Annotated in this window: 16 protein-coding genes and 1 tRNA gene; 11 read left to right on the top strand and 6 right to left on the bottom strand. The window is 70.3% G+C overall.

The features are described from left to right. Window positions 1-43 precede the first annotated feature (43 nt). On the bottom strand, window positions 44-967 hold the full coding sequence (locus tag ACVFI9_RS12535) for a hypothetical protein (RefSeq protein ID WP_474762551.1): 924 nt from the start codon (window positions 965-967) through the stop codon (window positions 44-46). 271 nt (window positions 968-1,238) lie between these two features. Next, window positions 1,239-2,084: a dienelactone hydrolase family protein gene (locus ACVFI9_RS12530; RefSeq protein ID WP_474762550.1), complete on the bottom strand. Its 846-nt coding sequence runs from the start codon at window positions 2,082-2,084 to the stop codon at window positions 1,239-1,241. Between ACVFI9_RS12530 and ACVFI9_RS12525 the strand changes: the two genes are divergently transcribed. Together ACVFI9_RS12525 and ACVFI9_RS12520 are read left to right on the top strand one after the other, a co-directional pair. Then, window positions 2,083-5,106, top strand: a complete 3,024-nt coding sequence (locus tag ACVFI9_RS12525; RefSeq protein WP_474762549.1) for a hypothetical protein — start codon at window positions 2,083-2,085, stop codon at window positions 5,104-5,106. The two genes, ACVFI9_RS12530 and ACVFI9_RS12525, sit on opposite strands and share 2 nt — an antisense overlap. Before the next feature lie 334 nt (window positions 5,107-5,440). Continuing rightward, window positions 5,441-7,795: a transglycosylase domain-containing protein gene (locus tag ACVFI9_RS12520; RefSeq protein WP_474762548.1), complete on the top strand. Its 2,355-nt coding sequence runs from the start codon at window positions 5,441-5,443 to the stop codon at window positions 7,793-7,795. Between the two features lie 56 nt (window positions 7,796-7,851). Here ACVFI9_RS12520 and ACVFI9_RS12515 read toward each other — a convergent pair whose 3' ends face one another. The 3 genes from ACVFI9_RS12515 to ACVFI9_RS12505 all read right to left on the bottom strand — a co-directional run bounded on the left by ACVFI9_RS12515 (window position 7,852) and on the right by ACVFI9_RS12505 (window position 11,461). Beyond that, window positions 7,852-9,579 carry a hypothetical protein gene (locus ACVFI9_RS12515; RefSeq protein ID WP_474762547.1) on the bottom strand — a complete coding sequence of 576 codons (1,728 nt, stop codon included), beginning with the start codon at window positions 9,577-9,579 and terminating at the stop codon, window positions 7,852-7,854. 305 nt (window positions 9,580-9,884) lie between these two features. After that, entirely contained in the window at window positions 9,885-10,814 is a 930-nt protein-coding gene (locus tag ACVFI9_RS12510; protein ID WP_474762546.1) for an NAD-dependent epimerase/dehydratase family protein, read from the bottom strand. Window positions 10,815-10,822: 8 nt separating this feature from the next. Next, a complete protein-coding gene (locus tag ACVFI9_RS12505) occupies window positions 10,823-11,461 on the bottom strand; it encodes an MBL fold metallo-hydrolase (protein WP_474762545.1) in 639 nt (212 codons plus the stop codon). A gap of 63 nt (window positions 11,462-11,524) precedes the next feature. Here ACVFI9_RS12505 and ACVFI9_RS12500 point away from each other — a divergent pair, with 63 nt between their 5' ends. Continuing rightward, complete coding sequence (locus tag ACVFI9_RS12500) at window positions 11,525-12,427, top strand: diacylglycerol/lipid kinase family protein (protein WP_474762544.1); 903 nt, start codon at window positions 11,525-11,527, stop codon at window positions 12,425-12,427. Window positions 12,428-12,503: 76 nt separating this feature from the next. Further along, window positions 12,504-12,576: transfer RNA gene (locus ACVFI9_RS12495), tRNA-Glu, on the top strand. Window positions 12,577-12,617: 41 nt separating this feature from the next. Here the strand turns inward: ACVFI9_RS12495 and ACVFI9_RS12490 are convergent. Beyond that, entirely contained in the window at window positions 12,618-13,226 is a 609-nt protein-coding gene (locus tag ACVFI9_RS12490) for a TetR/AcrR family transcriptional regulator (RefSeq protein ID WP_474762543.1), read from the bottom strand. 23 nt (window positions 13,227-13,249) lie between these two features. Here ACVFI9_RS12490 and ACVFI9_RS12485 point away from each other — a divergent pair, with 23 nt between their 5' ends. The 7 genes from ACVFI9_RS12485 (at window position 13,250) to ACVFI9_RS12455 (ending at window position 25,340) form a co-directional block, all read left to right on the top strand. Then, window positions 13,250-14,080 carry an alpha/beta fold hydrolase gene (locus ACVFI9_RS12485; RefSeq protein ID WP_474762542.1) on the top strand — a complete coding sequence of 277 codons (831 nt, stop codon included), beginning with the start codon at window positions 13,250-13,252 and terminating at the stop codon, window positions 14,078-14,080. Between the two features lie 199 nt (window positions 14,081-14,279). Continuing rightward, window positions 14,280-15,323, top strand: a complete 1,044-nt coding sequence (locus tag ACVFI9_RS12480; RefSeq protein ID WP_474762541.1) for a TerC family protein — start codon at window positions 14,280-14,282, stop codon at window positions 15,321-15,323. 133 nt (window positions 15,324-15,456) lie between these two features. Beyond that, on the top strand, window positions 15,457-16,338 hold the full coding sequence (locus tag ACVFI9_RS12475) for a PP2C family protein-serine/threonine phosphatase (protein WP_474762540.1): 882 nt from the start codon (window positions 15,457-15,459) through the stop codon (window positions 16,336-16,338). Next, window positions 16,319-17,449, top strand: a complete 1,131-nt coding sequence (locus ACVFI9_RS12470; protein ID WP_474762539.1) for an FHA domain-containing protein — start codon at window positions 16,319-16,321, stop codon at window positions 17,447-17,449. Before ACVFI9_RS12475 ends, ACVFI9_RS12470 begins: the two co-directional genes overlap by 20 nt. Continuing rightward, entirely contained in the window at window positions 17,449-19,152 is a 1,704-nt protein-coding gene (locus tag ACVFI9_RS12465) for a serine/threonine-protein kinase (RefSeq protein WP_474762538.1), read from the top strand. Before ACVFI9_RS12470 ends, ACVFI9_RS12465 begins: the two co-directional genes overlap by 1 nt. Then, window positions 19,149-19,850: an FHA domain-containing protein gene (locus tag ACVFI9_RS12460; RefSeq protein WP_474762537.1), complete on the top strand. Its 702-nt coding sequence runs from the start codon at window positions 19,149-19,151 to the stop codon at window positions 19,848-19,850. Before ACVFI9_RS12465 ends, ACVFI9_RS12460 begins: the two co-directional genes overlap by 4 nt. A gap of 144 nt (window positions 19,851-19,994) precedes the next feature. Then, window positions 19,995-25,340: an Ig-like domain-containing protein gene (locus ACVFI9_RS12455; RefSeq protein ID WP_474762536.1), complete on the top strand. Its 5,346-nt coding sequence runs from the start codon at window positions 19,995-19,997 to the stop codon at window positions 25,338-25,340. Window positions 25,341-25,385 lie beyond the last annotated feature (45 nt).

Raw genomic sequence — 25,385 nt, 5'->3', positions numbered from 1 at the left:
GGCGCTCGTGTGAGGTGGTCGTTATCTGGTGTTTCCCCCGACGTCATTGCGCCGACGCCCTTGCCTGCAATTCGAGTGGGGTGCACGCGTACTGCGCGATGTCTTCGGCGCTGATCGAGGAGTCGTCGAGCGCGACGCCGGCGGGCATGCAGTGGAGCTGCCCGAACGCGTAGTACCCCGACACGGCCTCGACTGAGCCCGGTGACGCGTACAGACGGCCCTCGGCGAGGACGTGTTCGGATGTGTGCCCGTCGGCGATCACGTCGGTGACGATGCGGCCGACGAAGTCCTGTCCCTGGTCGAGGGTCTCGAAGAAGACCGTCAGCTGAAGGATCTCGCCCGGGGCGAGGTTGTGTACGAAGGGCGTTCCGATGAGGTGAGGCGGGGTGGTCTCGGTGTCGATCGGCTGGGGCTCGGTGTTCTCGATGAACACGGCCGGAGCATCGTCGCCGAGTGTCAGTGAGGTCCAGATCGGCCGGGACACGGCGCCTATGCCGCCGACGTAGCACGAGAACCTCACGCGCGGCGGATCCTGCTGAACGAACCCGCCCTCGGCTCGTAGATTGCGTAGTGAGAGCGACCCGCCCGTGGTCGCGATGTTGAGCAGCTCGCCCGAGACAGACGGCTGCAGACTCGGGATGCCGTTGCTCGAAAGCCACTCCTCCTGCGCATCGCCGCAGCCGGTTTCGTCGGTCGAGTCGAGGGGGAACGAACTCCAATCGACCTCCACCGAGACCGATCCGCTGATCCATCCCAAGTACTCGGAATCGCGCGCGAAGGCGGTGCTGGCGGACGCCACAGCCTCAGTCGACGGCGCTGCACTCGGCTCGGCGCTGGCAGTGAGGCCGCCTACGAGCGTTTCACCGCTCGTAGGGCGCCGCGATGCGTCGGCGACCCACGGAATCACGATGGTCGCCACAGTGATAACACCAGCGAGCACGCTGCCGACGATCCAGACGACGTGCACCCACGGCGATCGAGCCGCGCGCCCCTGCTCCGTCGATCCCGATCCGTCGTGTGACGAGACCTGATCGGGGTCTTGTAGTGTCCCCATTCGACCATGTTGGGAGGCGGCCCGCATACTTGACAAGTCGAATTGTCGCGGATGGTGGCCGTAGGGTGCCAGTCATCATGGCCGGCAACGTCGCCGTTCATCGGTGACGAGGGCCCACGGGGCGGCGGCGGCCTCGAGTCCGGCATCCGGCGGTATCGCAGGCCCGTCGACATCGCGTCTCACGTCACGCAGTCGCTGGGCCGGTCGCCTCGGATGCCGCGGTCGGGTTCAAGTTGCTTCGGAGGAATTCGATCACCGCAGGGACCGCGAGGTCGACGCGGTCGGCGGTGAGGACCGAGTGGCCCGATCCACCGGCCCAGATGACATGGAGCCGATCGCCTGCTCCCACCGTGATGCCTCGGTCCGCGTGCGGGAGTCTCGAATCGGCCGGTCCGGTTTCGGTGTACTCCAGCGCTTCTCCCATCAGCCCCGGCAGGCGCGTCATGCGTCCCTTGCCGGATCTCACGTCCGTGCAGAATCTGAGCGCCATCACCGCTGTGTCCCCTTCCGCGAGCCTTCGGTCTCCGCCGGGAACTCCCCAGCTCCCGCGACGTAATGCCGGCAGTGCGGCCTGGCTCGCGATGACCGCACCCACCTGAGGATCAAGCACCGCCGCCATGGCGAAAGCTCCGGTCGCGCACATCCCGATCACGCCGATACCCCGGGGTGAGTCGCTGTGCTCGCCGAGCTTCATCGCCGCCTTCTTCAGCCAATCGGTACCGCGCGGCGGCTGATCGCGGAGGAAGAGGCTCATTTCGCGCGCGATGCACCGACCCAGCAGGCCGGTGATGCCTGCTCCTGCGCCCTCGTTCCCTTTCGCGCCGACGCGCCCGAACAGGTGCGGCATGGCGACTGTGAACCCGGCTTCCATGAGCGATTCCGCGAAGGTTGCCGTGGCCTGCGACAGCCCGGTGAGCTCGTGGAGCAGCAGCACACCTGCGCCGAGCTTCGGCCCGAACCACACGTCGTGCGTGATGTGCTTCGTCGAGATCGTCCGTGTCTCGAGCGGGAATCTCCCAGCGTGATCCATGGTGAGAAATTACGCGGAAATGCACTGCGGCGACACCGTATCGGGTGAATTCGCGACGGCGTCGTCGTGGGCCCCGAACTGGGGGTGCATCCGACGTCTTGGTGGGTCTAGTGTCTGCCGCGTCAGCCAAGGGGGGTTGGTTGCGATGGTCGTGCCTCAGATCGATGTCCTGGAACTACGCGTCCACGGGATCGCGAACGCGCCGCCGAAAGACATGCTCGAAGTTCCGGTCGACGACGTCGCTCAGGCCGCAGGTGACGAAATCGGGTCGTTCTGGCGTCGCCGCACCAACCCCGACCACGTGACCGGCCGGTTCCGCATCATCCCCGAGGCCTACTCATGGGGGCGCCTGGTGCGCAAGGGGGGTGGTGCGCTGGTCGCGATCGGTCGCGTGATCGTGCACCTCGGATGGCTGCTCGTCCTGCCGTTCGCGCTCTGCAATCTGGCGTACTGGACACGACGGATCGACCCGCCATCATCCCCGGCAGCACTGGAATGGCACGGAAGCCGCGGCGCCAGCCTGCTACGACTGTTCGCACTCGTACTCACCCTCGTGTACGTCGCAGCGTTCACATCCGTGGCGGTCGACCTCGTGGCCGTGCAGTGCTTCCGCGACGGGAAGCGTGTCTGCGCGGTCCTGCCGGCGTGGCTCGACGGACTCCTCGTCATCGATCGAGATGCACGCGCGGCCCTGTTCGGGATCCTGCCGATCATGGCGATGCTGCTGATCTACCTCATCGCACGCCGCGGTCGCGTGACCTACGAAGCCAATATCCGCAAATACGCGAACCAGATCGGCCAGACCGTCGGTCAACTCCCCGGAGCTGCGGAGGCCGAAGCGCCCACGCCACCACTGCTTGCGACCAGGGGATTCTGGGCACTCGCGAGGGTGGGGCAGACCTCCGAACGCCTCCACTTCGCCGCCTCCATCGCACTGGTCCTGCTGCTGCTCTGCTGGGACTCCCTGAACCAGAGCCTCGTCGCCGAGAACCGAAGCAATGACGACTACGACTCCTGCTGGGGCGAAGAAGGCGCCCTGACCTGCTTCGGGCGGGTCGTCGGGGGCAACGGCTTCGCCCTCGCCGGCGTGATCACCGCGGCACTGCTGCTCATCGCCACCGCCGTGTTCGTGATGCTCGCCTCCTCGACGGTCAAGCCACCGCGGCCGTGGCCGGGCGGCACGCAGGACGACTTCACGGAGTATCTGCGCCGGCACACGAAGAACGTCGTCCGGCGGCAGGCCGGACAGCGAGTCGCGGCGGCGATCTTCCTCGCCACATCGGTGACGGCCTACGCGCTCTGGTTCGCGGCAGCGTTCGGCCCGGCGACGCCGCCACCGCCATCCGATCCGGACCCGAGGTCCCTCGGGCTCATCGCCGCACCGAACATCCTCGTCGCGCTCGCGCTCGTGATCGCGTTCGCCGGCGCATCATGGGGCCGCGGGCTCCCGCGTCTCGTCTCCATCCCACTGCTCCTTGCCGGCCTCGGCTTCCTCGCAGCCGGCTTCTTCGTCCATGCCGAACTCGCGAGCATCCTCGCCGGCATCGCGGGGGTGCTCCTCGTGGTCTACCTCGTCGCCGTCTTCGCACGGCGAGGCGACCCCCTGCAAGCGTGGAGCGGCTTCGGCGCAACGATCGCGATGATCCTCGCGCTCTTCGCATCGATGTTCCTGTCCAGCCTGCTCGTCCTCGGGGTGGCGAGCTGGCTCTCGACACCCGCCGAACCTGGACGCATCTCGGACATCTGGCGAACGCCGGCCGATCCGGGTGACCTCCGGCTCGAGGTGCCGGTCGCGTACGAGCGCTTCGCCGTGGTGCTCACCCTCACCGTGATCGCGACGCTCATCGTCATCCTGATCGCACTGGTCAGGAACATGATCACGTTCGCGCTCTTCGTGCTGCCCTCGCTCGACGTCGGCGGCGGCGATGACGACCCGGATCGCAACGTCGTAGGTGCGACCCAGCCGACACCCCCGCCATACCCACTCCACGTGAAGGAGCTCGAAGGACGAGATCGGAAGATCGTCGCGGCACGGAGGGCGTCCTCCCTGCTGCATCGTGGCGAAGCGCTCTTCGGATGGCTCGCCGCGTTCGCCGCCGCGGCATTGCTCGGGATCGTCTCACCGATCATCGGGAACGCGATCCGGAGCGGCGTCGCCGACCCGATCGAGACCTTCGTGCGGACCGCAGCAGGCACGGTCCTCGTGGTCGTGGCGATCAGCATCGTGCTCGCCGTCGCGACACAGGCCGCATCGAGTGACGAACGCCCCATCTCACTGTTCTGGGACGTCGTGTGCTTCTTCCCACGGGCAGGGCATCCGTTCGCACCACCCTGCTACGCCGAACGCGCGGTACCGGAATTGCGGGACCGAGTCCTCGACTGGCTGAAACCGACTGCCACGACCACGGAAGTCGCGGCGCACCCCCGGCGGGTCATCCTCGCAGTGCACTCCATGGGAGCCACCATCGCCACGGCCGCGATCCTGTCGCTTCGTGGCGAATCCGTCCCCGCAGACGCATCCGACCCGCGCAGCGAGGAGATCCGGGCAACCGACCGAGTAGCACTGTTGAGCTACGGCGTCCAACTGCGCCCGTACTTCAGCCGATTCTTCCCCTCGGTCTTCGGCCCCGCTGTACTCGGCGTCCCGGGAACACATGGTCCCTCATTGTTCAGGCTGGACCCGTGGAAGACTCAAGTCCTCGAGGACTGGAACGAGCCGATGCCCACTCCGAAGTCCGAACCATGGACGCTCACTGAAACCCTTGGCGCATCTCCTGACGCCCGCCCGCGCTGGCGAAGCCTCTGGCGTCGAACGGACTACCTCGGCTTCCCCGTCTTCAGTTACAAGCGGGACGGGAACCCCATCGATCGCGGCGCAAGCGAACGCGCCCCGCTCACCTACCTCTGGAGGATCGCCCGCCACAACGACTACCTCGGCACACTGCAGTACTCCAGCGCCCGCGAGGAACTGCTCAACGACCTCGCAGCCGCACCCGACGACCGCCCGGCCAAGATGGCCTGACCGGACCCGCAGGTGCCAGTGCTCGGCCAGCCGCGCGAATCGAGGGGCCCGCCCCGGAGAAATTGGACGGAACCCCTCGTTCCCCTTGGGTGGCGGGCTCGTGGCCGCGGACTCGCATCGGCGCGGCTGTCCGCACATCCTACGCAGCGTGCTCCGGCGCCTGTAGTCCCCCGAAGTCGGGGCGTACACTACGCACTGGCCGACGGCCGATGCAACCGATCAGCGCCCCCTTTACAGGGGGCACGCGCTGGGGTTGCATGGGAGAAGGCTGACGCGGGGTCGAACCGCACGGCCCCTGACGGGCGGAGGTGAGGCCGTGGACTACGTTCGGAACATGCGCAATCGCGACTTCGCCGAGAACCGTACGCCCCTCGGCGTGCTTGGCGGCTTCGTGGGCTTCATCGCGGCGAGCGTCGCGGCCGCGACCCTGGTGACCGTCGGCCTGACGCCTGCGCTCGCGACCGTGGGCATCGCGGCATCCGGGACCATCGGCATCTTCGAGAACCTGCCCGGCTACCTCCGCATCGGCGAGCTCTCCGAGAAGAGCGAGATCTACGCGACCCGGTCCGACGGCACGCCGGAGCTGCTCGCCTCGTTCTACGACCAGAACCGCGTCGAGGTCGGCTGGGACCAGATCAGCCAGTTCGTGAAGGATGCCGCGGTCGCCGGTGAGGACCCCCGTTTCTACGAACACGGCGGCATCGACCTCCAGGGCACCGTGCGCGCAGCGATCACCACCGCGACCGGACGCGAGACGCAGGGCGGCTCGTCCATCGCCCAGCAGTACGTCAAGAACGTGCGAGTGCAGGAGTGCGAGCGCGACGCCGCGACGGTCGCACTGGAGGACCTCACCGAAGAGGAGCGGCTTGCACTGACGGGCGACCAGCGCTTCGCACTCATCGAGGAGGAGCGGCTGGGCTGCTACGACTCCGTCACGGAAACCACGATCGACCGCAAGCTCAAGGAGATGCGGCTCGCCATCGGCGTCGAGAAGCGCTACACGAAGAGCGAGATCCTGCTGGGGTACCTCAACATCGCCGGCTTCGGTGGCACCGTCTACGGCATCGAGGCGGCGGCCAACTACTACTACTCGACCACAGCCGCGAACGTGACCCTGGCGCAGGCCGCCTCGCTGCTCGCCATCGTCAACAACCCGGCGAAGTTCAAGATCGACAACCCCGACGATCCGGAGAACGGCGCCGCCAACGGCTATGCCGAGAACCTCGGGCGCCGCAACTACATGCTGAAGCAGATGCTCGAGGAGCGGAAGATCACCCAGGCCGAGTACGACGAGGCCATCGCCACGCCCGTGCAGCCCGCCATCACCGAGCCGAGCACGGGCTGCCAGACCGCCGGCGGGAGCGCCTATTTCTGCGACTACGTGAAGAACATCCTGCAGACCGATCCCACCTTCGGCGAGGACGTCGAGACTCGCATGCTCAACTTCAAGCGCGGGGGATACCAGGTCTTCACGACGCTCGACCTCGATCTCCAGAACGCCGCCCAGACGGCGATCGCGAACAACGTGCCCCAGACGTACCCCGGCTGGGACGTCGGCGCAGTGATCTCGAGCGTGCAGGTCGGCACCGGGCGGGTGCTCGCCATGGCGCAGAACAGGACCTACAGTCAGGACCCGTTGGTACTGCAGCAGGGCCCGCAGTACACGAGTATCAACTACAACACCGACTTCGCCTACGGGGGTTCCAGCGGATTCCAGCCGGGATCGTCGTACAAGGTCTTCACCCTGGCGCAATGGCTGAAGGAGGGCCATAGCCTCGGGGAGCGCGTCGACTCCCGCCCGAAGAGCAACTGGGGCACGTTCCAGGACAGCTGCCTCGGCCCGCACTTCGCCGGCGATTGGGCGCCCAGGAACGACGCGAACGAGTCCGGCGGCAACTACAGCGCGCTCGAGTCGACGATCGGATCGATCAACACCGGCTTCGTCGGCATGGCCAAGAAGCTCGACCTCTGCGGCATCCGCCAGACGGCGGAGGCGTTCGGGGTGCACCGCGCCGACGGTGACCCGCTGCAGCAGGGACCGTCGTCGGTCATCGGCACCAACGAGGTCGCACCGCTCAGCATGGCGGTCGCGTTCGCGGGCATCGCGAACAACGGCGTCACCTGCACGCCGATCGCCATCGACCGCATCGTGAGCCGCGACGGCGAGGAGATCCCGCCGCCGAAGTCGACCTGTTCCGCGGCGGTGTCGCCGGATGTCGCGGCCGCCATGCACTACGCGTTGACACGCGTCATGACGAGCGGCACGGCGCAGGCGTCCTATGGCGCAACGCAACCGCGGGTTCCGCTCATCGGCAAGACGGGAACGACCGACGGCGCGAAGGACACCTGGATGGTGGGCGCGAGCACCAAGGTCGCCACGGCCGCCGCCGTGGTCAGCGTCAACGGAGAGGCCAACCAGCGCGGCATCTCCTTCGACAGCGGGCGAGCTTCCGAGGCGCGGCACCGGATGTGGCCCATCGTCATGTCGGTGGCGGCGGCCAAGTACGGCGGCGACCCGTTCACCGAGTCGTTCGGCCCGACCGGACCGCCGCCGGGCCCGAGCCCAGCTGAGAGCGGCGGCGGCGGTGACGGCGGCGGTGGAGACGGCGGCGGTGGAGACGGCGGCCCGGGCAACGGGAACGGCAACGGCAACGGCAACGGCAACGGCGGTGGGAACGGCAACGACTGATGCCGAACGGCGACGCCCGGTCGGTTCCAGGACCGACCGGGCGTCGCGTTGCTGCATCAGGCGGTCGTGACCTCCCGTGCGCGGAACCGCACCCGGTGCACGATCCAGGCCGCGATGGCGGCGGCCGCGAGACCGAGACCAACGAGGATCCACGGCGCCACGCTCTGCGGCGACACCCCGGCCGCACGGCCCGCAAGGGTCGCAGTGCCGTCGGCGATGCGCAAGGTGCCGTCGTTGAGCTCCGCCGCCCCGCCCGCGAGCGTCTCGGCTCCGGCGGCGAGCTTCGTCGCGCCGTCCGCGAGCGTCTCGGTGCCGTCGGCGAGGTCGGCAGCGCCGCCCGCGAGCGACGTCGCTCCCGCGGCGAGGCTCGTCGCGCCGGTGTTCAGCGTGCTCGTGCCGGCGGCGAGATCGTCGGCGCCGGTCGAGAGCCGGGCCGCTCCGTCGACGAGCGACGACGCACCTTCGGAGACGCGCTCGGTGCCCGAGACGAGTTCACCCGACTTGGTCCGGAGGGTCGCCGTGCCGTCGCTGACCTGATCGGCACCGGCGCTCACCAGAGCCGTGCCGGCCGCGAGCTCGCCGGTCTTGCCTCGGAGGAAGATGGCGCCGTCGGTGAGCACCGCGCTGCGGCCGGCGAGCGTCGCGGCGCCCTCGGCGACGAGGGTCGTTCCCGCCGCAAGCTCTCCCGTGCGAGTCGCGAGCGTCGCGGCGCCGTCGGCGAGGGTCGCGGTTCCGTCGGCGACCTTCGCCGCGCCCGCCGAGAGCTCCGCTGCGAGCGGGGCGACCTCGTTGAGCTTGGTCGCCAGGGTCGACGCGCCCGCCGCGAGGTCGGATGAACCGGCCGCGACCGCGTCGGCTCCGGCCCGAGCCTGCTCCGCCCCGGTGAGGAGCTGGTCGAGGGCAGCGACGAAGTCCGCGTCCGCGCCCGCCTGCACGGCCTGATCGAGCAGGGTGCCGATGCCCGAGACCAGGCTCGCGTTGGCGCCGGCGACGGCGGCGGCGCCATCGCGCACGCCCGCCGCGCCGGTCGACACCGCGGTGCCGGCTGTCGACATGGCGCTCACCCCGGCCGCGAGCGCGGAGGCCCCGCCGGCGACCGTCTGCGCGCCGGCCTTCGCCGTCTGCAGACCCGTCGAGAGCGACGCGGTGCCCCCAGCCACCAGTCCGGCGCCGTCTGAGGCGGCCTCCGCACCCTTCGCGAGGTTCCTCGCCCCCGTGGTGAGCTGCGACGCGCCCTCCGCGATGGCACCGTTCCCGGCCGCGACCTGCGCCGCACCATCGCGCGTCCGGATGGCTCCGGCAGCGACGTCACCTGCCCCGGCTGCGGCCCGGATGATGCCGTCGGCGAGCAGCACGGTGCCGTCGGCGGCACGTACCGCGCCGTCGTGCAGCGTCTCGGCGCCCGTTGCCGTGCGGAACGCACCGTCCGCGAGGGATGCGGCGCCCAGCGCCGCCTTGTCCGCACCGGCGCGAACGCGTTCGGCCCCCGATGACGCGGAGGCGGCCCCGGCCGCCAGCGTCTGGGCGCCGGTCGCCGCCTCGGCGGCACCGTCCGCGAGCATCGCCGTCTTGTCCGACAGCTCGCCGGCACCGTCGGCGACCTTCGTCGAGCCCTCATCGGCGCTGCCCGCGCCTGCGGCGAGCCGGGCCGAACCGGCCGCGATGCTGTCGGTCGTGAGCAGGAAGAGGATGGTCATGGCTGCGAGCGCGATCGCAAGCAGCGCGACCGTGATCTTGAGCCCGACGCCATGGCGATGCTCGGAGGCGGGGTCGATTCTCGTCATTGAGACTCCTGTGGGTGGGCGCGCCGAAGGGCGCGCTGATGCGCGGATGGACACCGGCCGGTGCAGGCCGGAATGCCCGGCGGAGGCGGGGTGTGCCGAAGCCGGGCGACCGCAGGAGCAGCTCGTGGCGTCGGACATCGGCGCTGGCATCCCGGCACCCGGGCCCCTGAAGTGTCACGAACGTAGCAGCGCGGGAGCGGACGCAGATGGATGCCGCGGAAGTTATGTGCCATCCGCCAACGGCGAGGGCGTCGGCCGAGGTCGGCGTTGTGGAACAGCGACAGCCGGGGAGCTCGGGCGACCGGTCAGCGCGGCGCCCAGGCCGCGGCCGTGCGCTCGATGACCTCGGTCCACGGCGTCGGGCGGATGCCGAGCACCGTCGTCGTCTCGCTCGCGTCGACGACGAACGGCCGATCGAACTGGTACCGCAGTTCACGCACGTGCCCGAGGAGGGGGACGACGGGCGCCAGCGCCGAAAGCACGGCTCGGGGCATCCGACGTACGACGGGCTCCGCGACGCCCGCGGCTCGGGCGAGCTCCTGGAGCAGGGCTCGGATGGCGACGGGCGGGTCGGTCGGCACGTGCCATGCGCGTCCCCAGGCGCGTTCGTCCCGGCCGACGACCTCGAGGGTGTGACCGATGTCGGCGACGTAGGACCAGCTGTGCGGGGCATCCGGGTCGCCGATCACGGTCGCGGGACGGCCTGAGAGGATCGCGGCACCGTATCGGGCGACCAGCCCGTGCGCCGGGGTCATCGTCGGCCCGAGGTAGTCGGAGGCGCGCACCTCGGTCGTGCGCACTCGTCCCGCCTCGTGCGCGGCGAGCGCATCGGACCAGAGACGGGCGCGGAGCCGGCCGATGCGAGAGGTCGCGGCGAGCGGCAGGTCGGGCGAGATCGGACCGTCGACCGGCCCGTAGCCGTAGAGGTTGCCCATCGTCACGAGCACGGCGCCCGTGCGCTCGGCCGCGGAGAGGGCCGCTGCCGCCAGCGGCGGCCACCCGGTCTCCCAGCGCGGGTACATGCCCGGGTTGGCGCAGTCGTAGATCACGTCGACGCCGTCGGCGGCCCGGGCCAACGCCTCGGGATCGGTCGCGTCCAGCGCGAGCCCCTGGGCGCCGGCGATCGGCTCTCGCCCTGAACGCGTCACGACGCGCACGGGTTCGCCGGACGCCACGAGGTGCTCGGCGAGCGCGGAACCCGTGGGTCCCGCCCCGATCACGAGATGACGTCGCATCCGTCGCCTCAGAAGTCGAGCGTGTCGCCCGGCTCGAGCGGCACGAACTCGCCGCCGCCCTGCTCGGTGGCCCAGCCGAGCCGGGCGTTCGACATGGCCTTGCCGGCCTGGGAGAGCACCATCTCGTGCGTGGCGAACGTCCGGCGCGGCCCGACCGCGATCACGTAGTCCATCGACTCGGCGATCTTCATCCACGGCGCTCCGGCGGGTGCCGCGAGCACCTCGACGGCCACGCCTTCCGGCACGGTGAACGAGTCGCCCGCGTAGTACAGCCGGTCGTTCACGAGCACGCCGACGTTGTCGATGATCGGGATGGAGGAGTGGATCTGCGCGTGGCGGCCTCCGAAGAACCGCAGCCGGAACGGCCCGACGGTCACCTCGTCGCCCGCGGCGACGACCTCGACGGGGAAGTCCGCGGCCGCTTCGGCCACACCAGCAGGTCCGAAGATGCGCACGTCGCGATTCCCTTCCACGATGCGCTTGAGCTGTTCGGGCGTCCAGTGGTCGTCGTGCTGGTGCGTGACGACGATGGCGACGGCACCCGCCGACTCGGTGATGGGCGTCGTGAACTTGCCGGGGTCGATGAAGAGCTTGTCGCCGGAGTCGTCGATGACCAGTGCGGCATGTTCGAGCTTGGTGAGGCGCATGCCTCGAGCCAACACTGCTCGTCGGTCGCGGCGCAAGTCCGGCGGCCCTGCCAGAATCGCACCATGGATCGTGCCCCCCGGCGCCTCATCGTCGCCGTCAACCCCGCGGCCTCCTTCGGCCGCCACCGCGCCGTCGGGCCCGCCGCCGCCGAACGTCTCATGATGGAGGGCTACGAGGTGACCCTCGTGCGCGAGGCGAACTTCGAGCTGCTGCGCCGGGAGACCGAGCAGGCGTTCGCCCAGGGCGCCGACGGACTCGTCGTCGTCGGCGGCGACGGCATGGTCTCGCTCGCCGTCAATCTCGTGGCCGGCACGGGAGTTCCCGTGGGCATCGTCCCGACGGGCACGGGCAACGACCTCGCACGTGGCCTCGGCCTGCGCTTCGACGACCCCCTCACCGCGACCGAGGAACTCGTGGCCGCCCTCGAGCGCGCGCCCCGGGCGATCGACGTCGGCGCCATCCGCCACGGCGCGCACCGCACACTGTTCGCGTGCGTCGTGTCGGCCGGGTTCGATGCCGTGGTGAACGAGCGCGCCAACCGGATGACCCGCCCACGCGGACCGAGCCGGTACACGATCGCCCTCATCCGCGAACTCGCCACCTTCCGTCCGCGCACCTACACGATCACGATCGACGGGGTGCGCCGGGAGCAGCGTGCGATGCTCGTGTCGGTGGCGAACAGCCCGTCGTTCGGCGGCGGCATGCGCATCGTGCCCCACGCCGATCTCTCCGACGGGATCCTCGACGTGTTCATCGTGCATCCGCTGTCGCGCATCGGGCTCATCAGGGTGTTCCCGAAGGTGTTCGCGGGGGAGCATGTCGATCATCCGGCGGTCGAGTTCGTCAGCGCACGTCGCGTGGTCATCGAGGCCGACGACATCGTGGCGTACGCCGACGGTGAGCGCATCGGGGCGCTTCCGGTCGAGATCGAGGTCGTCCCGGGGGCCGTCTCGGTGTTCGTCTGAGGGTTCCGGATGCCGCGGCGGCCTCGATTTTGCGGCACGCCGGAGCCTGTGTCATACTCTTCGAGTTGTCGATTTCGGCCCCATCGTTTAGCGGCCTAGGACGCCGCCCTCTCACGGCGGTAGCGCGGGTTCAAATCCCGCTGGGGTCACAACAGCGAAAACCCCCGGTCATCCGGGGGTTTTCTGCGTTTCAGGGGCGATGCTGCCTGCCCTCCGATCGGAGGAGCGGCCCGAGGAGCTCCCACAGCGCCTCCTCCGTCTCGCCGGGATCGAGCCCGCCGTCGAAGCGGAGGATGCGCCACGTCGTCGCGTCGCAGATCGCCACGACCTGGGCGAGCCGCCGTCGCCGAGCGGACTCGTCTTCGACCGGGGCGAGGTGGTCGCCGAATGCGCGGCGGCACCAGTCCAGGTGGACCTCCCGTCCGCGTGCCGCGAGCTCGGGCAGCCCAGGCACGAGCGGCGCCTCGGAATACGTCTTCAGGATCAGCGCCCCGTAGAACTCGTAGTGGGCCACCAGCGCGCGGACCGTGTCGGCGGGCGACGCGTGCGCCGCCGCATCGCGGGCCGCGGCGATGCGGCCGAGCTCGCGTTCGACCGTCGTCGTCATCAGGCCGGGCTTGCCGCCGAAGCGTCGGATGACCGTCTGCACCGTCACCTCCGCGTCGCCCGCGACGTCCTCGAGCCTGATGCGTTCGTACGGAGTGGTCGCCAGCCGCTCGAGCATCGCATCGACGATGCGCTCACCGGTGAGCTCGGCCGCGTCGGCGCGGGCGGACATCCGGTATGGTCGTGATTTCATGTTAGTTAAGCTAACATCAAAACATGGACACCTTCACCGAACACGCCGAGCGGGTCGCCACCCGGCTGGGCGACCTCCACGTCCGAGTCGTCGGAACCGGTCGCACGACCGTGCTCTGGTCGTCGATGTTCGTCGACAGCCACACTTGGGACCCGATCCTTCCGCTGCTCCTGGAGGGCGACACGACGCCCCGCAGGTACCTGCTCGTCGACCCGCCCGGCCTCGGGCTGAGCGAGACGCTGCGGCGGCGGAGCAGCATCGCCGAGGCCGCGGATGCCGCGCGCGACCTGCTTGCGAACCTCGGCGTCCCGGGCCCGGTCGACTGGGTCGGCAATGCCTTCGGCGGTCATGTCGGGCTGGACCTCGCGACCGATCCCGCGGTGCTGCGCAGCCTCATCGCGATCAGTTCGCCGACCGAGCCGATCACCCCCGACCTGCGGCGCAAGATCGGGCTCCTGAAGCCGGTCCTGCGGATCGCCGGACCCGTCGGGCCGGTACGCGACGCCGTCGTCGCGGGGATGCTCACCGACGCCTCGGCATCCGATCCCGGGACGGTGGCCGTCGTCGTCGACAGCCTCCACCGACCGACTCGGGAGAGCCTCGCCAATGCGCTGCGCTCGTTCATCATCGACCGCACCGACGTCACCGATCGGCTCGCCGACATCGGTGTGCCGTGCCTCTTCGTCGCGTCCGACGACCGCGGCGATTGGAGCCCCGACGACGCGAAACGGGCGGCCGCGCTGACGCCGCACGCGACAGCGGTGACCATCGCGTGCTCGCGTACCCTCATCCCGCTCGAGCAGCCACGGGAGCTGGCCGACCGGATCCTGGCGTTCTGGGCGCAGCAGGCGTGACGCGTCCGCCCTTCGGCATCCGCCGTCGTCGCATCGGCTAGACTCGTGCGAGCGAAGGGGAGTATCCCGCGGGGCCTGAGCCCCGGGCCACGATCGTCAGTACGAGCGCCGAAGTCGGCACTCCGGGCGTGGCGGCGCGCCGAAGGCGCGGTCGGGAGAGACTTTCGGGTTCACCTGACCCCTCACCGGAAGGCCACCTGTGCTCGAACTCCCCGTCTGGTTCGAGGTCGGTTCGCTCGTCGTCCTCACCCTCATCCTCATCGCCGACCTGCTGCTCGTGGTGAAACGGCCGCACGTCCCCTCGTTCCGGGAGTCCACCCTCTGGGTCGTCTTCTACGTCGTGCTCGCGCTGATCTTCGCGCTGCTGATGTTCCTGCTCGGGGATGCCGAGCACGCCGGCCAGTTCATCGCGGGCTGGCTCACCGAGTACAGCCTGTCGATCGACAACCTGTTCGTCTTCGTCATCATCATGGCGCGGTTCGCCGTGCCGAAGAAGATGCAGCAGGAGGTGCTCATGGTGGGCATCATCCTCGCGCTGCTCTTCCGCGGCGTCTTCATCCTGCTCGGCGCGCAGCTCATCGAGAACTTCAGCTGGGTGTTCTACATCTTCGGCGCCTGGCTCGTGTGGACGGCGATCCAGCAGGCGTTCCTGCACCGCGAGGAGTCCGCGGAGGAGAACGAGAGCCGGCTGATCCGGATGCTCCGCAAGCGCGTCCGCATCTCGGACGACTACGACGGCATCAAGCTGCGCACCACGGTCGACGGCACCCGGATGTTCACGCCGATCCTCATCGTGTTCATCGCGATCGGCACCACCGACCTGCTGTTCGCGCTCGACTCGATCCCCGCGATCTTCGGCATCACGCAGAGCGCGTTCATCGTGTTCACCGCCAACGTGTTCGCGCTCATGGGCCTGCGGCAGCTGTACTTCCTGCTCGGCGGACTGCTCGAGCGACTCGAGTACCTCAAGTACGGCATCGCGTTCATCCTCGCCTTCATCGGGGTGAAGCTCGTGCTGCACGCCATGCACGTGAACGAGCTCCCGTTCATCAACAACGGCGAGCCGATCGAGTGGGCGCCCGAGATCTCGACGTGGGTCTCGCTCGGCGTCATCGTCGCCGCCATGGCCGTCGCGACCATCGCCAGCGTCGTGAAGGCCCGTGTGGATTCGCAGCAGCGGGGCGCGAAGCTCCTCGAGGAGGTGCCCCACTTCACCGAGGAGAGCGACCGCAGCGAGCGCTGAGTCCCGATCGCGCGCCCGTGCCGCTCTCCACAGCGGTCGTCGGGTGGGGGCGGGACTTGCTAGCGTGGTGAGGCGGCGCCTGGGTGGGGCGCCCGGGCCGGGGGCCCGGTGACGAGCGGCGGCGAGGAGAATCGTGTCGGATGATGGCGAGGACGTCGTCCCCCTCCCTCGCGGGTCCGCGGTGATCGCGCACAGCGCACAGACCGATGTCGGGCGCGTGCGGAGCGTCAACGAGGATTCGTTCCTCGCCGAGGCGCCCGTCTACCTGGTCGCCGACGGCATGGGCGGGCACGCCCGCGGCGACGCCGCGAGCCGCGCCGTCGTCGAGACGTTCCGTCGTCACCTCGAGGCCGGCCGACCCTCGACTCCCGAACAGGTCCTCGACGCGATCCACAGTTCGAACGAGGCCGTGCGAGCCCTGACCGAAGAGGGCGAGGAGGGCACCGCGGTCGCCGGCACCACGCTCACCGGGGTCGCGCTCGTCGACGCCGGAGCCGGTGCCGGATTCCACTGGATGGTCTTCAACATCGGCGACTCGCGCGTGTACGCGTGGGACGGCCGCACGCTCGAGCAGCTCAGCGTCGACCACTCCGCCGTGCAGGAACTCGTGGACGCCGGCCTGCTGCGCGCCGACGAGGCCGAACGCCACCCCGATCGCAACGTGATCACGCGCGCGATCGGCGCCGACGACGTCGTCGATCCCGATGTCTGGCTCATCCCGGCCACCGGCCGGCAGGTCTTCCTCATCTGCTCCGACGGCCTCTCGAAGGAGGTCGACGACCAGCGGCTCGCCGACATCCTCGCCGGCGACACCGGACACGCGGCCGGTCTTGCCGGCGAGCTCGTCGATGCCGCGCTCGAACACGGCGGCCGTGACAACGTGACGGTGATCGTCGTCGAGTCCGACCTCGGCGTCGAGGGCGATGAGGCCGACGAGCAAGCGACGCGCGATCGACCCGAGGAGGACACGACGCCGCGGGGCGCAGGGGGTGGCGATGGCGACGTATCGTCCTGACGCGGCGGCCCGATGGTTCGTCGCGGTGCGTGGCGGCGTCGTGCTCATGGTGCCCGCCTCGGCGTCTGCCGAACTCGCGGCCCTCTGGCCGGAGCTCTCCGCCACCGACCCCACCTCGGCCGTGCTCGACCGGCTGACGGCCGGCGGCCTCTCGGCGACACCGTCGTTCGCGCTCGTCGTACGCGACCCGGCGAACCATGGCGTGCGTGTCGTGGTGCGCGGTGAACTGCTCGTGCGAGCCGGCGACACCGAGGTCTCCGGGGCCGACATCGCGACGTGGGCCGAGCGGGTCATCACGGGCGACGACGTCGAGCTCGGCGTGCCGGGCGCGGCAACCGACGGGATCGAGTGGCCGCTCGTCGAGGGCATCGTGCCCGCCTGGTCGGTGCGATCGTCTGCGGTCGAGCCCGTGGCGAGCCCGGCCGCGCCCCCTGCCCCGAGGCCGGCGACGACGCTGGCGACCGCGACGGTGCCCGTGTCCGCGTCCGCGCCCGTGCCCGTGCTCGCGCCCGCTCCGGCGTCGGTGCCGGAGCCCGCGCCGGTGCTGCCGGTCTCGCCCCAGGTCGCGGCGACCGAGCAGACCATGGTGCCCGCCGAGGACACCATCGCGGGGTCGCCGACGCGCGTGACCGCGCCCGAGCCATTCGACGGCGACCACGACGGTCTCACGGTCGCGAGCATCGACCTGCAGCGCCTGCGCGCCCAGCGGGCCGCCCGTGCGGACGAGATCCCGGCGGTCGACGTTCCCCTCGTCGGCGCACCGCCGACTCCCGCCATGACGACGCTCCGCATGCCCGACGGCGCGCTGGAGACTCTGGGGCACGAGGTCGTCCTCGGCCGTGCCCCGAGCGTGAGCCAGGTCTCCGGGGTGCGGCTTCCCCGCCTCCTCACCATCGGCGCGGGCGACCCCGACATCTCCCGCAACCACGTGCGCATCACGGTCGAGGGCGACACGGTCGTGGTGACCGACCTGCACTCCCGCAACGGCACGCACGTGGTCGCGCCGGGCAAGCCGCCCGTGAAGCTGCGCGCAGGCGAGCCGACACCCGTGCTCGCCGGCACCGTCGTCGACCTCGGCGGCGGCTGGACCGTCCAGGTGGTCGCGGACTGATGCGACGCGCCCCGTCCACGCCTCCCGACCTGCCCGGCTACACGCCCATCCGCCTGCTCGGCTCCGGCGGGTTCGCCGACGTCTTCCTCTACGAGCAACGCCTGCCGCGCCGCAAAGTCGCGGTGAAGGTGCTGCTCACCGAGAGCCTCGGCCGCGACACCCGCGCCCAGTTCGTCGCCGAGGCGAACCTCATGGCGCAGCTCTCGGCGCATCCCTTCATCGTGACGATCTTCCACGCGGACGTCTCCGCCGACGGCCGTCCGTACTTCGTCATGGAGTACTGCTCGGGCCCGAGCCTGGCCGAGCAGTACAAGCGCGAACGCTTCACGCCCGAAGATGCGCTGCGCACCGGCATCCGCCTCGCCGGCGCGGTCGCAACCGCCCACGAGGCCGGCATCCTGCACCGCGACATCAAGCCCGCGAACGTGCTCACGAACGCCTACGGATGGCCGGCGCTCACCGACTTCGGCATCTCCTCGAACCTCGAGGGGGAGCTGCCGGTGCACACGGTCACGTCACCCGTCGAGGGTTCGGCGACGACGTCGGGCCAGTCGGCCGTGGGCATGAGCGTGCCGTGGTCGCCGCCCGAGATGTTCGAGGACGTCCCCAGGCCCGACCAGCGCAGCGACGTGTTCTCGCTCGCCGCGACCGTGCACACGCTGCTCGCCGGCCGCACGCCGTTCGAGATCGCCGGCCGGCCCAACGGCTCGCTCGACCTGATCGGACGCATCGAGCGCGGGGCGATCACCCCGATGGGGCGCGACGACGTTCCGCGGGCGCTCGCGGCCGTGCTGGCGAAGGGCATGGCCACCCGGCGCAGCGACCGTTACCCGAGCGCCGTGGAGTTCGCGCGGGCGCTCCAGCGCATCGAGCTCGAGCTCGGCTATGCCGCCACGAGCATCGAGGTGCCGAATCTCAGCGCGTCGCATGCCGCCGCCGACGACGACGAGGCGGATGCCACGCGCGCCCGAGCCGTGCAGTCGATCGAGGCGCAGCCCGCGGCGCCGCCGTCCGCGAACGACGACGCGACCCGGGCGCGGACTCCCCGCCCGATCGAGGCGCAACCCGCACGCGAGGTGGGCGCAGCCGGAGCGGTGATCGACGCGGGAACGGTGGTGCGTTCGGTCACCGCCACGCGGGGCACCGCCGCGGCCGGCGTCGACGCGACGGTCGCCGGCGCACGCCCCGCGGCGACATCCGCCCCCGATCTCGTGGACGCGACGCTCGTGCGACCGCGACGAGAGCCCCACCCCGCTGCCGCCGAGGAGACCGCCGATGCCCGTGCCGCCGCGAAATCCTCGCGAGTCGGTGCCGTGATCGGCATCGCGGCCGGGCTCGTGGTCGCCGGGGCCGTCGGCATCGCCATCGCGCTCTCCGGCACGATCCAGCAGGGCGCCGCCGAACCCACTGCCGCGCCGCACGGCGAGGACGCCGTCATCGCGGCCACCGTGCCCGTGCCCGCCGTCGAGCCCGGGGTGCGGTCGGCCGACGGCGCCAGCGTCTCGTTCGCGGTGTCGCATCCGAACGCCGAGGACGGCGACCGGTACCGCTGGCAGCGCGCCGACGGATCGGGCTCGACCGAGGTCGCCGAAGGACCCGAGATCGTCGTGACGGGTGTGCAGGCCGGTGAACGCATCTGCATCGACGTGCAGGTGCAGCGCGACAGCAAGACGTCGGAGACGGCGAGGGGGTGCACGCCATGAGGCCGCTGCGGGTCGAGTACTGCGGCGAGTGGTACACCGTCGAGGAAGGCTCGCCGTTCGGCATCGGCCGCGAGTCCGATCTCACGATCGACGACAATCCATACCTGCACCGGACCTTCCTGACCCTCTCGAGCGAATTCGGACTGTGGTGGCTCTCGAACGTCGGCCAGCTGCTGTCGGCGACGGTGTCGGATGCCACGGGCAGCGTGCAGGCCTGGCTCGCACCTGGGGCGAAGCTGCCCCTCGTCTTCCAGATGGTGCACGTCATGTTCAGCGCCGGATCGACGACCTACGACTTCACCGTGCACGCCGAGGAGGACTTCTACAACACCTCGCTCACCGCGAAGCCGCTCGACGGCGGCACGACGATCCTGCCCGTGACCCTCACGACGAGCCAGCGGCTGCTCGTCGTGTCACTCGCCGAGCACGTGCTCTCGCAGCCGTCCGCCGGCCGGGCGACCGTGCCGACGTCGGCTGAGGCGGCCGCCCGACTCGGGTGGAGCATGACGACGTTCAACCGCAAGCTCGACAACGTCTGCGAGAAGCTCGACAAGATCGGCGTCGACGGGCTGCGGGGCGGGCGCGGCAGGCTCGCCACCAACCGTCGGGCGCGTCTCGTGGAGTACGCCGTGGCGACGCGGCTCGTGAGCGTCGAGGATCTCGAGCTCCTCGACGGGCAGGCCGGCGACCAGCGCTGACTTCGCGCGACGACCGAGATCCCGATGGGCAGTCGTCCCCATTTCGAGGGTCGCCGGTACGTGTTAGCGTGAGTGCCGTCCGGCCGCTGAGCGGTCGGATTTCCGTTGCTGCGATCGAGCGAATCCACCTGGGGAGTTGAGCGCGTGGGTACCTTCACGTCCTGGTTCCAGGGTCGCAAGCAGGTCGCATCGGTCACCGCGCTCGCCGTGCTCGCCGGGGTCCCGCTCGGGTTCGCCGTGCTGCACCAGGGGTTCCCGGTCACCGACCCCGATCTGCGGGCGCGCGAGGTGTGGGTCACGAACGCCGAGGAGCTGCTCGCCGGCCGGCTCAATCGGCAGATCGAGGAGCTCGACGCGGCGGTCGCCACGGCGACGAACGAGATCGACGTCTTCCAGCACGGTGACGACGCCTTCCTCTTCGATCCGAGCGTGGGTTCGCTCGAGCGCATCGACCCCTCGTTCACCACCCTCGTGCAGCGCATCGACGTGCCGCCCGCGTCGAAGGTCGCCTATGGCGGCGACATCCTCGCCGTCCTCTCGCCCGAGGGCGAGCTCTGGCGCGTCCCCGCGGGCGGCGAGCTCTCGTTCGACTTCCGCGGTGCCGAGCCCGTGGCCGAGCTCGGCGACGACGCCCAGGTCGCCGTGAGCGCCGAGGGCACCGTCTTCGCCACCTCGCCGGACGAGGGCGAGCTCCTGACCCTCAGGCGCGATGCCGACGACGCCGACACCTCGACGCTGCCGAGCCTCGGCAGGCACCAGCTCGCCGCGGTCGGCGAACGGGCCGTCGCCTTCGACGTCGAGGCCGACGCCGTCGTCGTCGACGGGCGCACGATCGAGCTTCCCGAACCCGCCGTGCGGCTCCAGCAGTCGGGGCCCGAACGTGACCGGGTCGTGCTCGCGACGGGCTCGGCGCTGCTCGACGTGCCCCTCGACGGCGGCGAGTCCCGTGTCATCGAGAGCGAGGCGGATGCCGCGGCGGCGGCGCCCGGCGAGGTGGCGGCGCCGGTGCGACTCGGCGACTGCATCCACGGCGCGTGGGCGACCGGCGGGCGTTACCTCGCCGCCTGCGACGGGCAGGAGCCGAGGGCCGTCTCGATCGACCAGCCCACCGCCGGTTCGCGGCTGGAGTTCCGCGTGAACCGCGATGTGATCGTGCTGAACAACCTGACGAACGGCAACTCCTGGCTCGTCGACTCCGACCTGCGTCTCGTCGACAACTGGGAGGAGGTCACGCCGCCCGAAGAGAGCGACGAGCTCGAGGGCGACGAGAAGAGCGCCCAGCAGACGTTCGAGGACACGCTCGCCGAGCGCACCGACGTGAACCGGCCACCGGTCGCCCGCGACGACGACTACGGCGTTCGTCCGGGTCGCACGACGATCCTCGAGGTGCTCGAGAACGACACCGACCCCGACGGCGACGTGCTGACGGTGGCGAGCACGACCGAGATCTCGGATGCCGCGGGGCGGCTCGAGCTCATCGACGGCGGCCGGGCCCTGCAGTTCGCGCCCGCCGAGGGTGCCGCGGGCACCGTCTCCTTCCGGTACTCCGTCGACGACGGACGCGGCGGCGTGCACGAGGCGTCCGTCGACGTGCGCATCGTCCCCGACAGCGAGAACGCCCCGCCGGTGTCGATGCGAGCGGGCGCGGTCAGCGTCGAACAGGGGCAGCAGATCTCGTACAACGTGCTCGGCGACTGGAACGACCCCGACGGCGACGACCTGTACCTCGTCAACGCCTCGCCGACGGGTGGCGACACCGTGCGTTCGAGCCCCGACGGCTACCTCACGTTCGAGCACCGTTCGGCCGAGCTCGGGCAGAAGGAGGTGCAGTTCACCGTGTCCGACGGCCAGACCACGGCGGCGGGCACACTCGTCGTCGACGTCAAGCCGACGGGCACGCTGAACCCCATCGGAACGCCCGACTTCGCACGGGTGTTCCTGGGCGAGACCGAGCTCATCGAACCGCTCGCCAACGACCTGTCTCCGTCGGGGGCCGGGCTCGAGCTGCTCGGCGTCGACGAGATCCCCGAGAACGCGGCCATCACACCCAACGTCGAGCGGGGGACGATCTCGTTCTCGAGCAATGTGCCCGGGGAGTACGTGTTCCTGTACAGCCTCGGTGCCGGGGCATCCGTGAGCAAGGGACTCCTGCGCGTGCAGGTCGTCGAGCAGCCGGCCGAGGCTCCGCCGCCCATCGCCGTGAAGGACACGGCCTACCTCAGGCCCGGCGAGCCGCTGTCGGTGCCGGTGCTGGCGAACGACGTCTCGCCGTCGGGCCGCGTACTCGCCGTGCAGTCGATCGACGACTCCGACACCGAGGGCCTCGTGTCGGTCGAGATCCTCACGAACACGGTCACTCGGGTCACCGCCTCGCAGGCGCTCGACCGGCAGTTGCAGTTCGCATACACCGTCTCCGACGGCGTGAACGCCTCCACCGCGACGGTCACCGTCGTGCCGGTGCCGCCGCTCGTGAAGCACCAGCCGCCCGTGGCCGTCGACGACGGCGCGATCGTGCGAGCCGGCGACATCGTGACCGTTCCCGTGCTCGAGAACGACTACCATCCCGATGCCGCGCAGCTCCACGTGGTGCCCGAGCTCGCCGAGGCCGACACCCCTGACGGCCTCGCATTCGTCGACGGTGACACGGTGCGGTTCCAGGCTCCCGAGAGCCCCGGCGTCTACTCGGTCGTCTACACGATCGGCGACGACTACGAACAGGCGGCGCGAGCGACGGTGAGCTTCACCGTGGTTCCGCGGGACGCCGGCGAGAACCGGGAGCCGCTGCCCACGCCGCTCACGTCGAGGACCTTCGCGGGATCGGCCGTGAAGATCGACATCCCGCTCGACCAGCTCGACCCCGACGGCGACTCCGTGACGCTGACCGGCATCTCGGCGGCGCCGAACCTCGGCCGGGTGATCGAGCGAACAAGCACCTCGCTGACGTACGAGGCGTTCGACGGCTCGGCGGGCACCGACTCGTTCACCTACGAACTGCGCGACACGCTCGGCGCCACCGCCGAGGGCACGATCCGCATCGGGGTGATCCCGCGTCCGATCGTGCAGCTGCCGCCGACGGCCGTCGACGACACGATCGAGATGAAGCCGGGTCGCACGGCCTCGGTCGAGGTGCTGCTGAACGACTCCGATCCGAGCGGATTCAGCCTCAGCGTCGCCGACCTCCCCGAGGTCGACGACGGCATCGAGGCCGAGATCCGCGACCGTCGACGTGTCGTCGTCACGGCACCTGAGCAGGAGGCCGCGTACACGATCCGCTACGAGATCTCGAACGGCCACGGCGGCGCCGACACCGCATTCCTCCAGGTGGCGGTCACAAACGACGCCGTGATCGAGCCGCCCACCGCGGAAGACCAGGTCATCGAGCCCGAGCAGGTGGTCGACGGCGAGCCCGTCACCGTCGCCCCGCTCGCGGATGCCACGAATCCGGGCGGACTCGTCGAAGAGCTCGCGGTGAGCCTCGAGGGGCCGAACGCCGGGCGCGCCGAGGTGAGCCCAGACGGTCGCATCCGGGTCACGCCCGGCCGCGAGCGCTTCGCGGTGGCGTACCGGCTGACGAACGAGCTCGACGACCTCTCGGCCATGGCGTTCGTGATCGTGCCGCCCGTTCCGTCGGGCGACGACACGGTCGAGGAGACGCAGCGCCCGAAGACCCCCGAGCAGCTGGCGGCCGAGGAGAAGGCCAAGTTCCCCGCCCCCCACCTCGCCGACATCGGAGAGATCATCGTGCCGATGAACGGCAGGATCAGCTGGAACGTCGACGACCTCGTCGTCGTGCCGTCTGGCAACCCCGCGCTCATCCTCTCGGCCTCGGCGACGAACGCGCGCGAGGAGCCGATGGTGAGCGGCACGGCGCTCCAGTTCGTACCCGCGCAGGACTACCGGGGCGCGGCATCCGTCACCTTCGAGGTGACCGACGGCAAGGGCGCCGACGATCCGATCGGCCGCACCGCGATCCTCACGATCCCGATCACGGTCGGCGATCCGGACTTCAACGACACGCCGCCGACCTTCACGCCGCGCAGCGAGACGATCGAGGCCGGCGAGGCCCCGCTCGACATCGACCTGCGCTCGTCGAGCGACCATCCGAACCCCGACAACATCGAACGGATCTCGTACTCGAACCTGGGCGGCGCGACGGCCGATATCCGGGGCGAGATCATCGAGGGATCGATCCTTCGGGTGTCGTCACCGCTCGGCGTGCAACCGGGCACCGAGGCCCGCATCACGTTCGATGTCGGCTTCAACGGGTTCACGGTCCCCGGCTACGTCGACGTGGGCGTGGTGTCGTCGACGCGCGCGCTTCCGAGGGCGAACGACGATGCGGTCGACCTGCAGCGCAGCGACTCGCGCACGGTCGACGTGCTCGCGAACGACTTCAACCCGTTCGCGCCCGACACCCCGCTGCGCGTCGTCGATGCGAAGATCGACCAGGCGGATGTCGGGTCCGCAGCTTCGGCGAGCTTCACCGCGTCCGACGTCACCGTGCGGACCGGAGCGGGCTTCACGGGAACCCTGAGCGTGATCTACCGGATCCAGGACGGCACGCGCGATCCGGCCCGGGAGGTGCAGGGGCGCATCATCGTCACGGTGCGCGACGAGCCCGATGCTCCCGCGGCGCCGACCGCGACCGCGGGCGACGCCGCGGCGACGGTTCGCTGGAACATCCCGGCCAACAACAACTCGCCGATCGACGGCTACCAGCTCGACGTCAACGGCTCCATCCGCGATGTGGCCGCATCGGCAGGCGGCACGAACTACAGCGTGGGCAACCTGACGAACGGCACGGCGTACACCTTCAAGGTCCGTGCCCACAACGCGATCGGATGGGGCGCCTGGTCGGCGCCGTCCGCCGCCGTCACGCCCTACGGCACACCGACCGCGCCGCGGAACGTCAGCGCTCAGGTGAACGGCACGGCGCCCACCAGCGTCGACATCAGCTGGGCCGCACCCGCCGACACCGGCGGCGGCAGCGTCCGCTACGAGGTGAAGCTCGACTCGGGCGCGTGGACCGGTTCCGGCACCGATCGCACCCATCGGTTCACGGACGTCGGCGCCGGCGGGCACAGCGTGCAGGTGCGCGCGATCAACGTGGGCAGCGGAAGGACGGGCCCCGCCGCGGGGACGAACTTCAACGTCGCCAACCCGCAGCCCTCCGGCACGATCGGCAAGGGCCCGAGCCGGTCGTGCGACAGCGGTGGCGGCGGCTGTGCCGAGGTGCGCATCACGTGGAGCAACATGGATCCGGGCACCTACCGCGTGTTCGCCACGATCAACGGCAGCTCCTGCTGCGGCTACCAGCAGACCGTCGACGTCGGAGCGAGCGGTCAGCTCCAGCTGATGAATCACCTCGGCGTCCGCCTGGCGAGCGAGACGATCGCGGTTCGCTTCGAGAACGTCAGCGGCGGCACGTCGCGCACGCTGGGCGCCATCAGCGGCACCCAGTGGAACAACATCCCCTACAACACGTGGTGACCACGTGAGCCGCCCGGCGCGGGCCGAACACACGAAGGAGCAGGC

The organism is Agromyces sp. NSFZ (assembly GCF_056156205.1).
The sequence above is the reverse complement of the archived record's forward strand: the minus strand, read 5'-3'. Positions and strand labels throughout refer to the sequence as shown.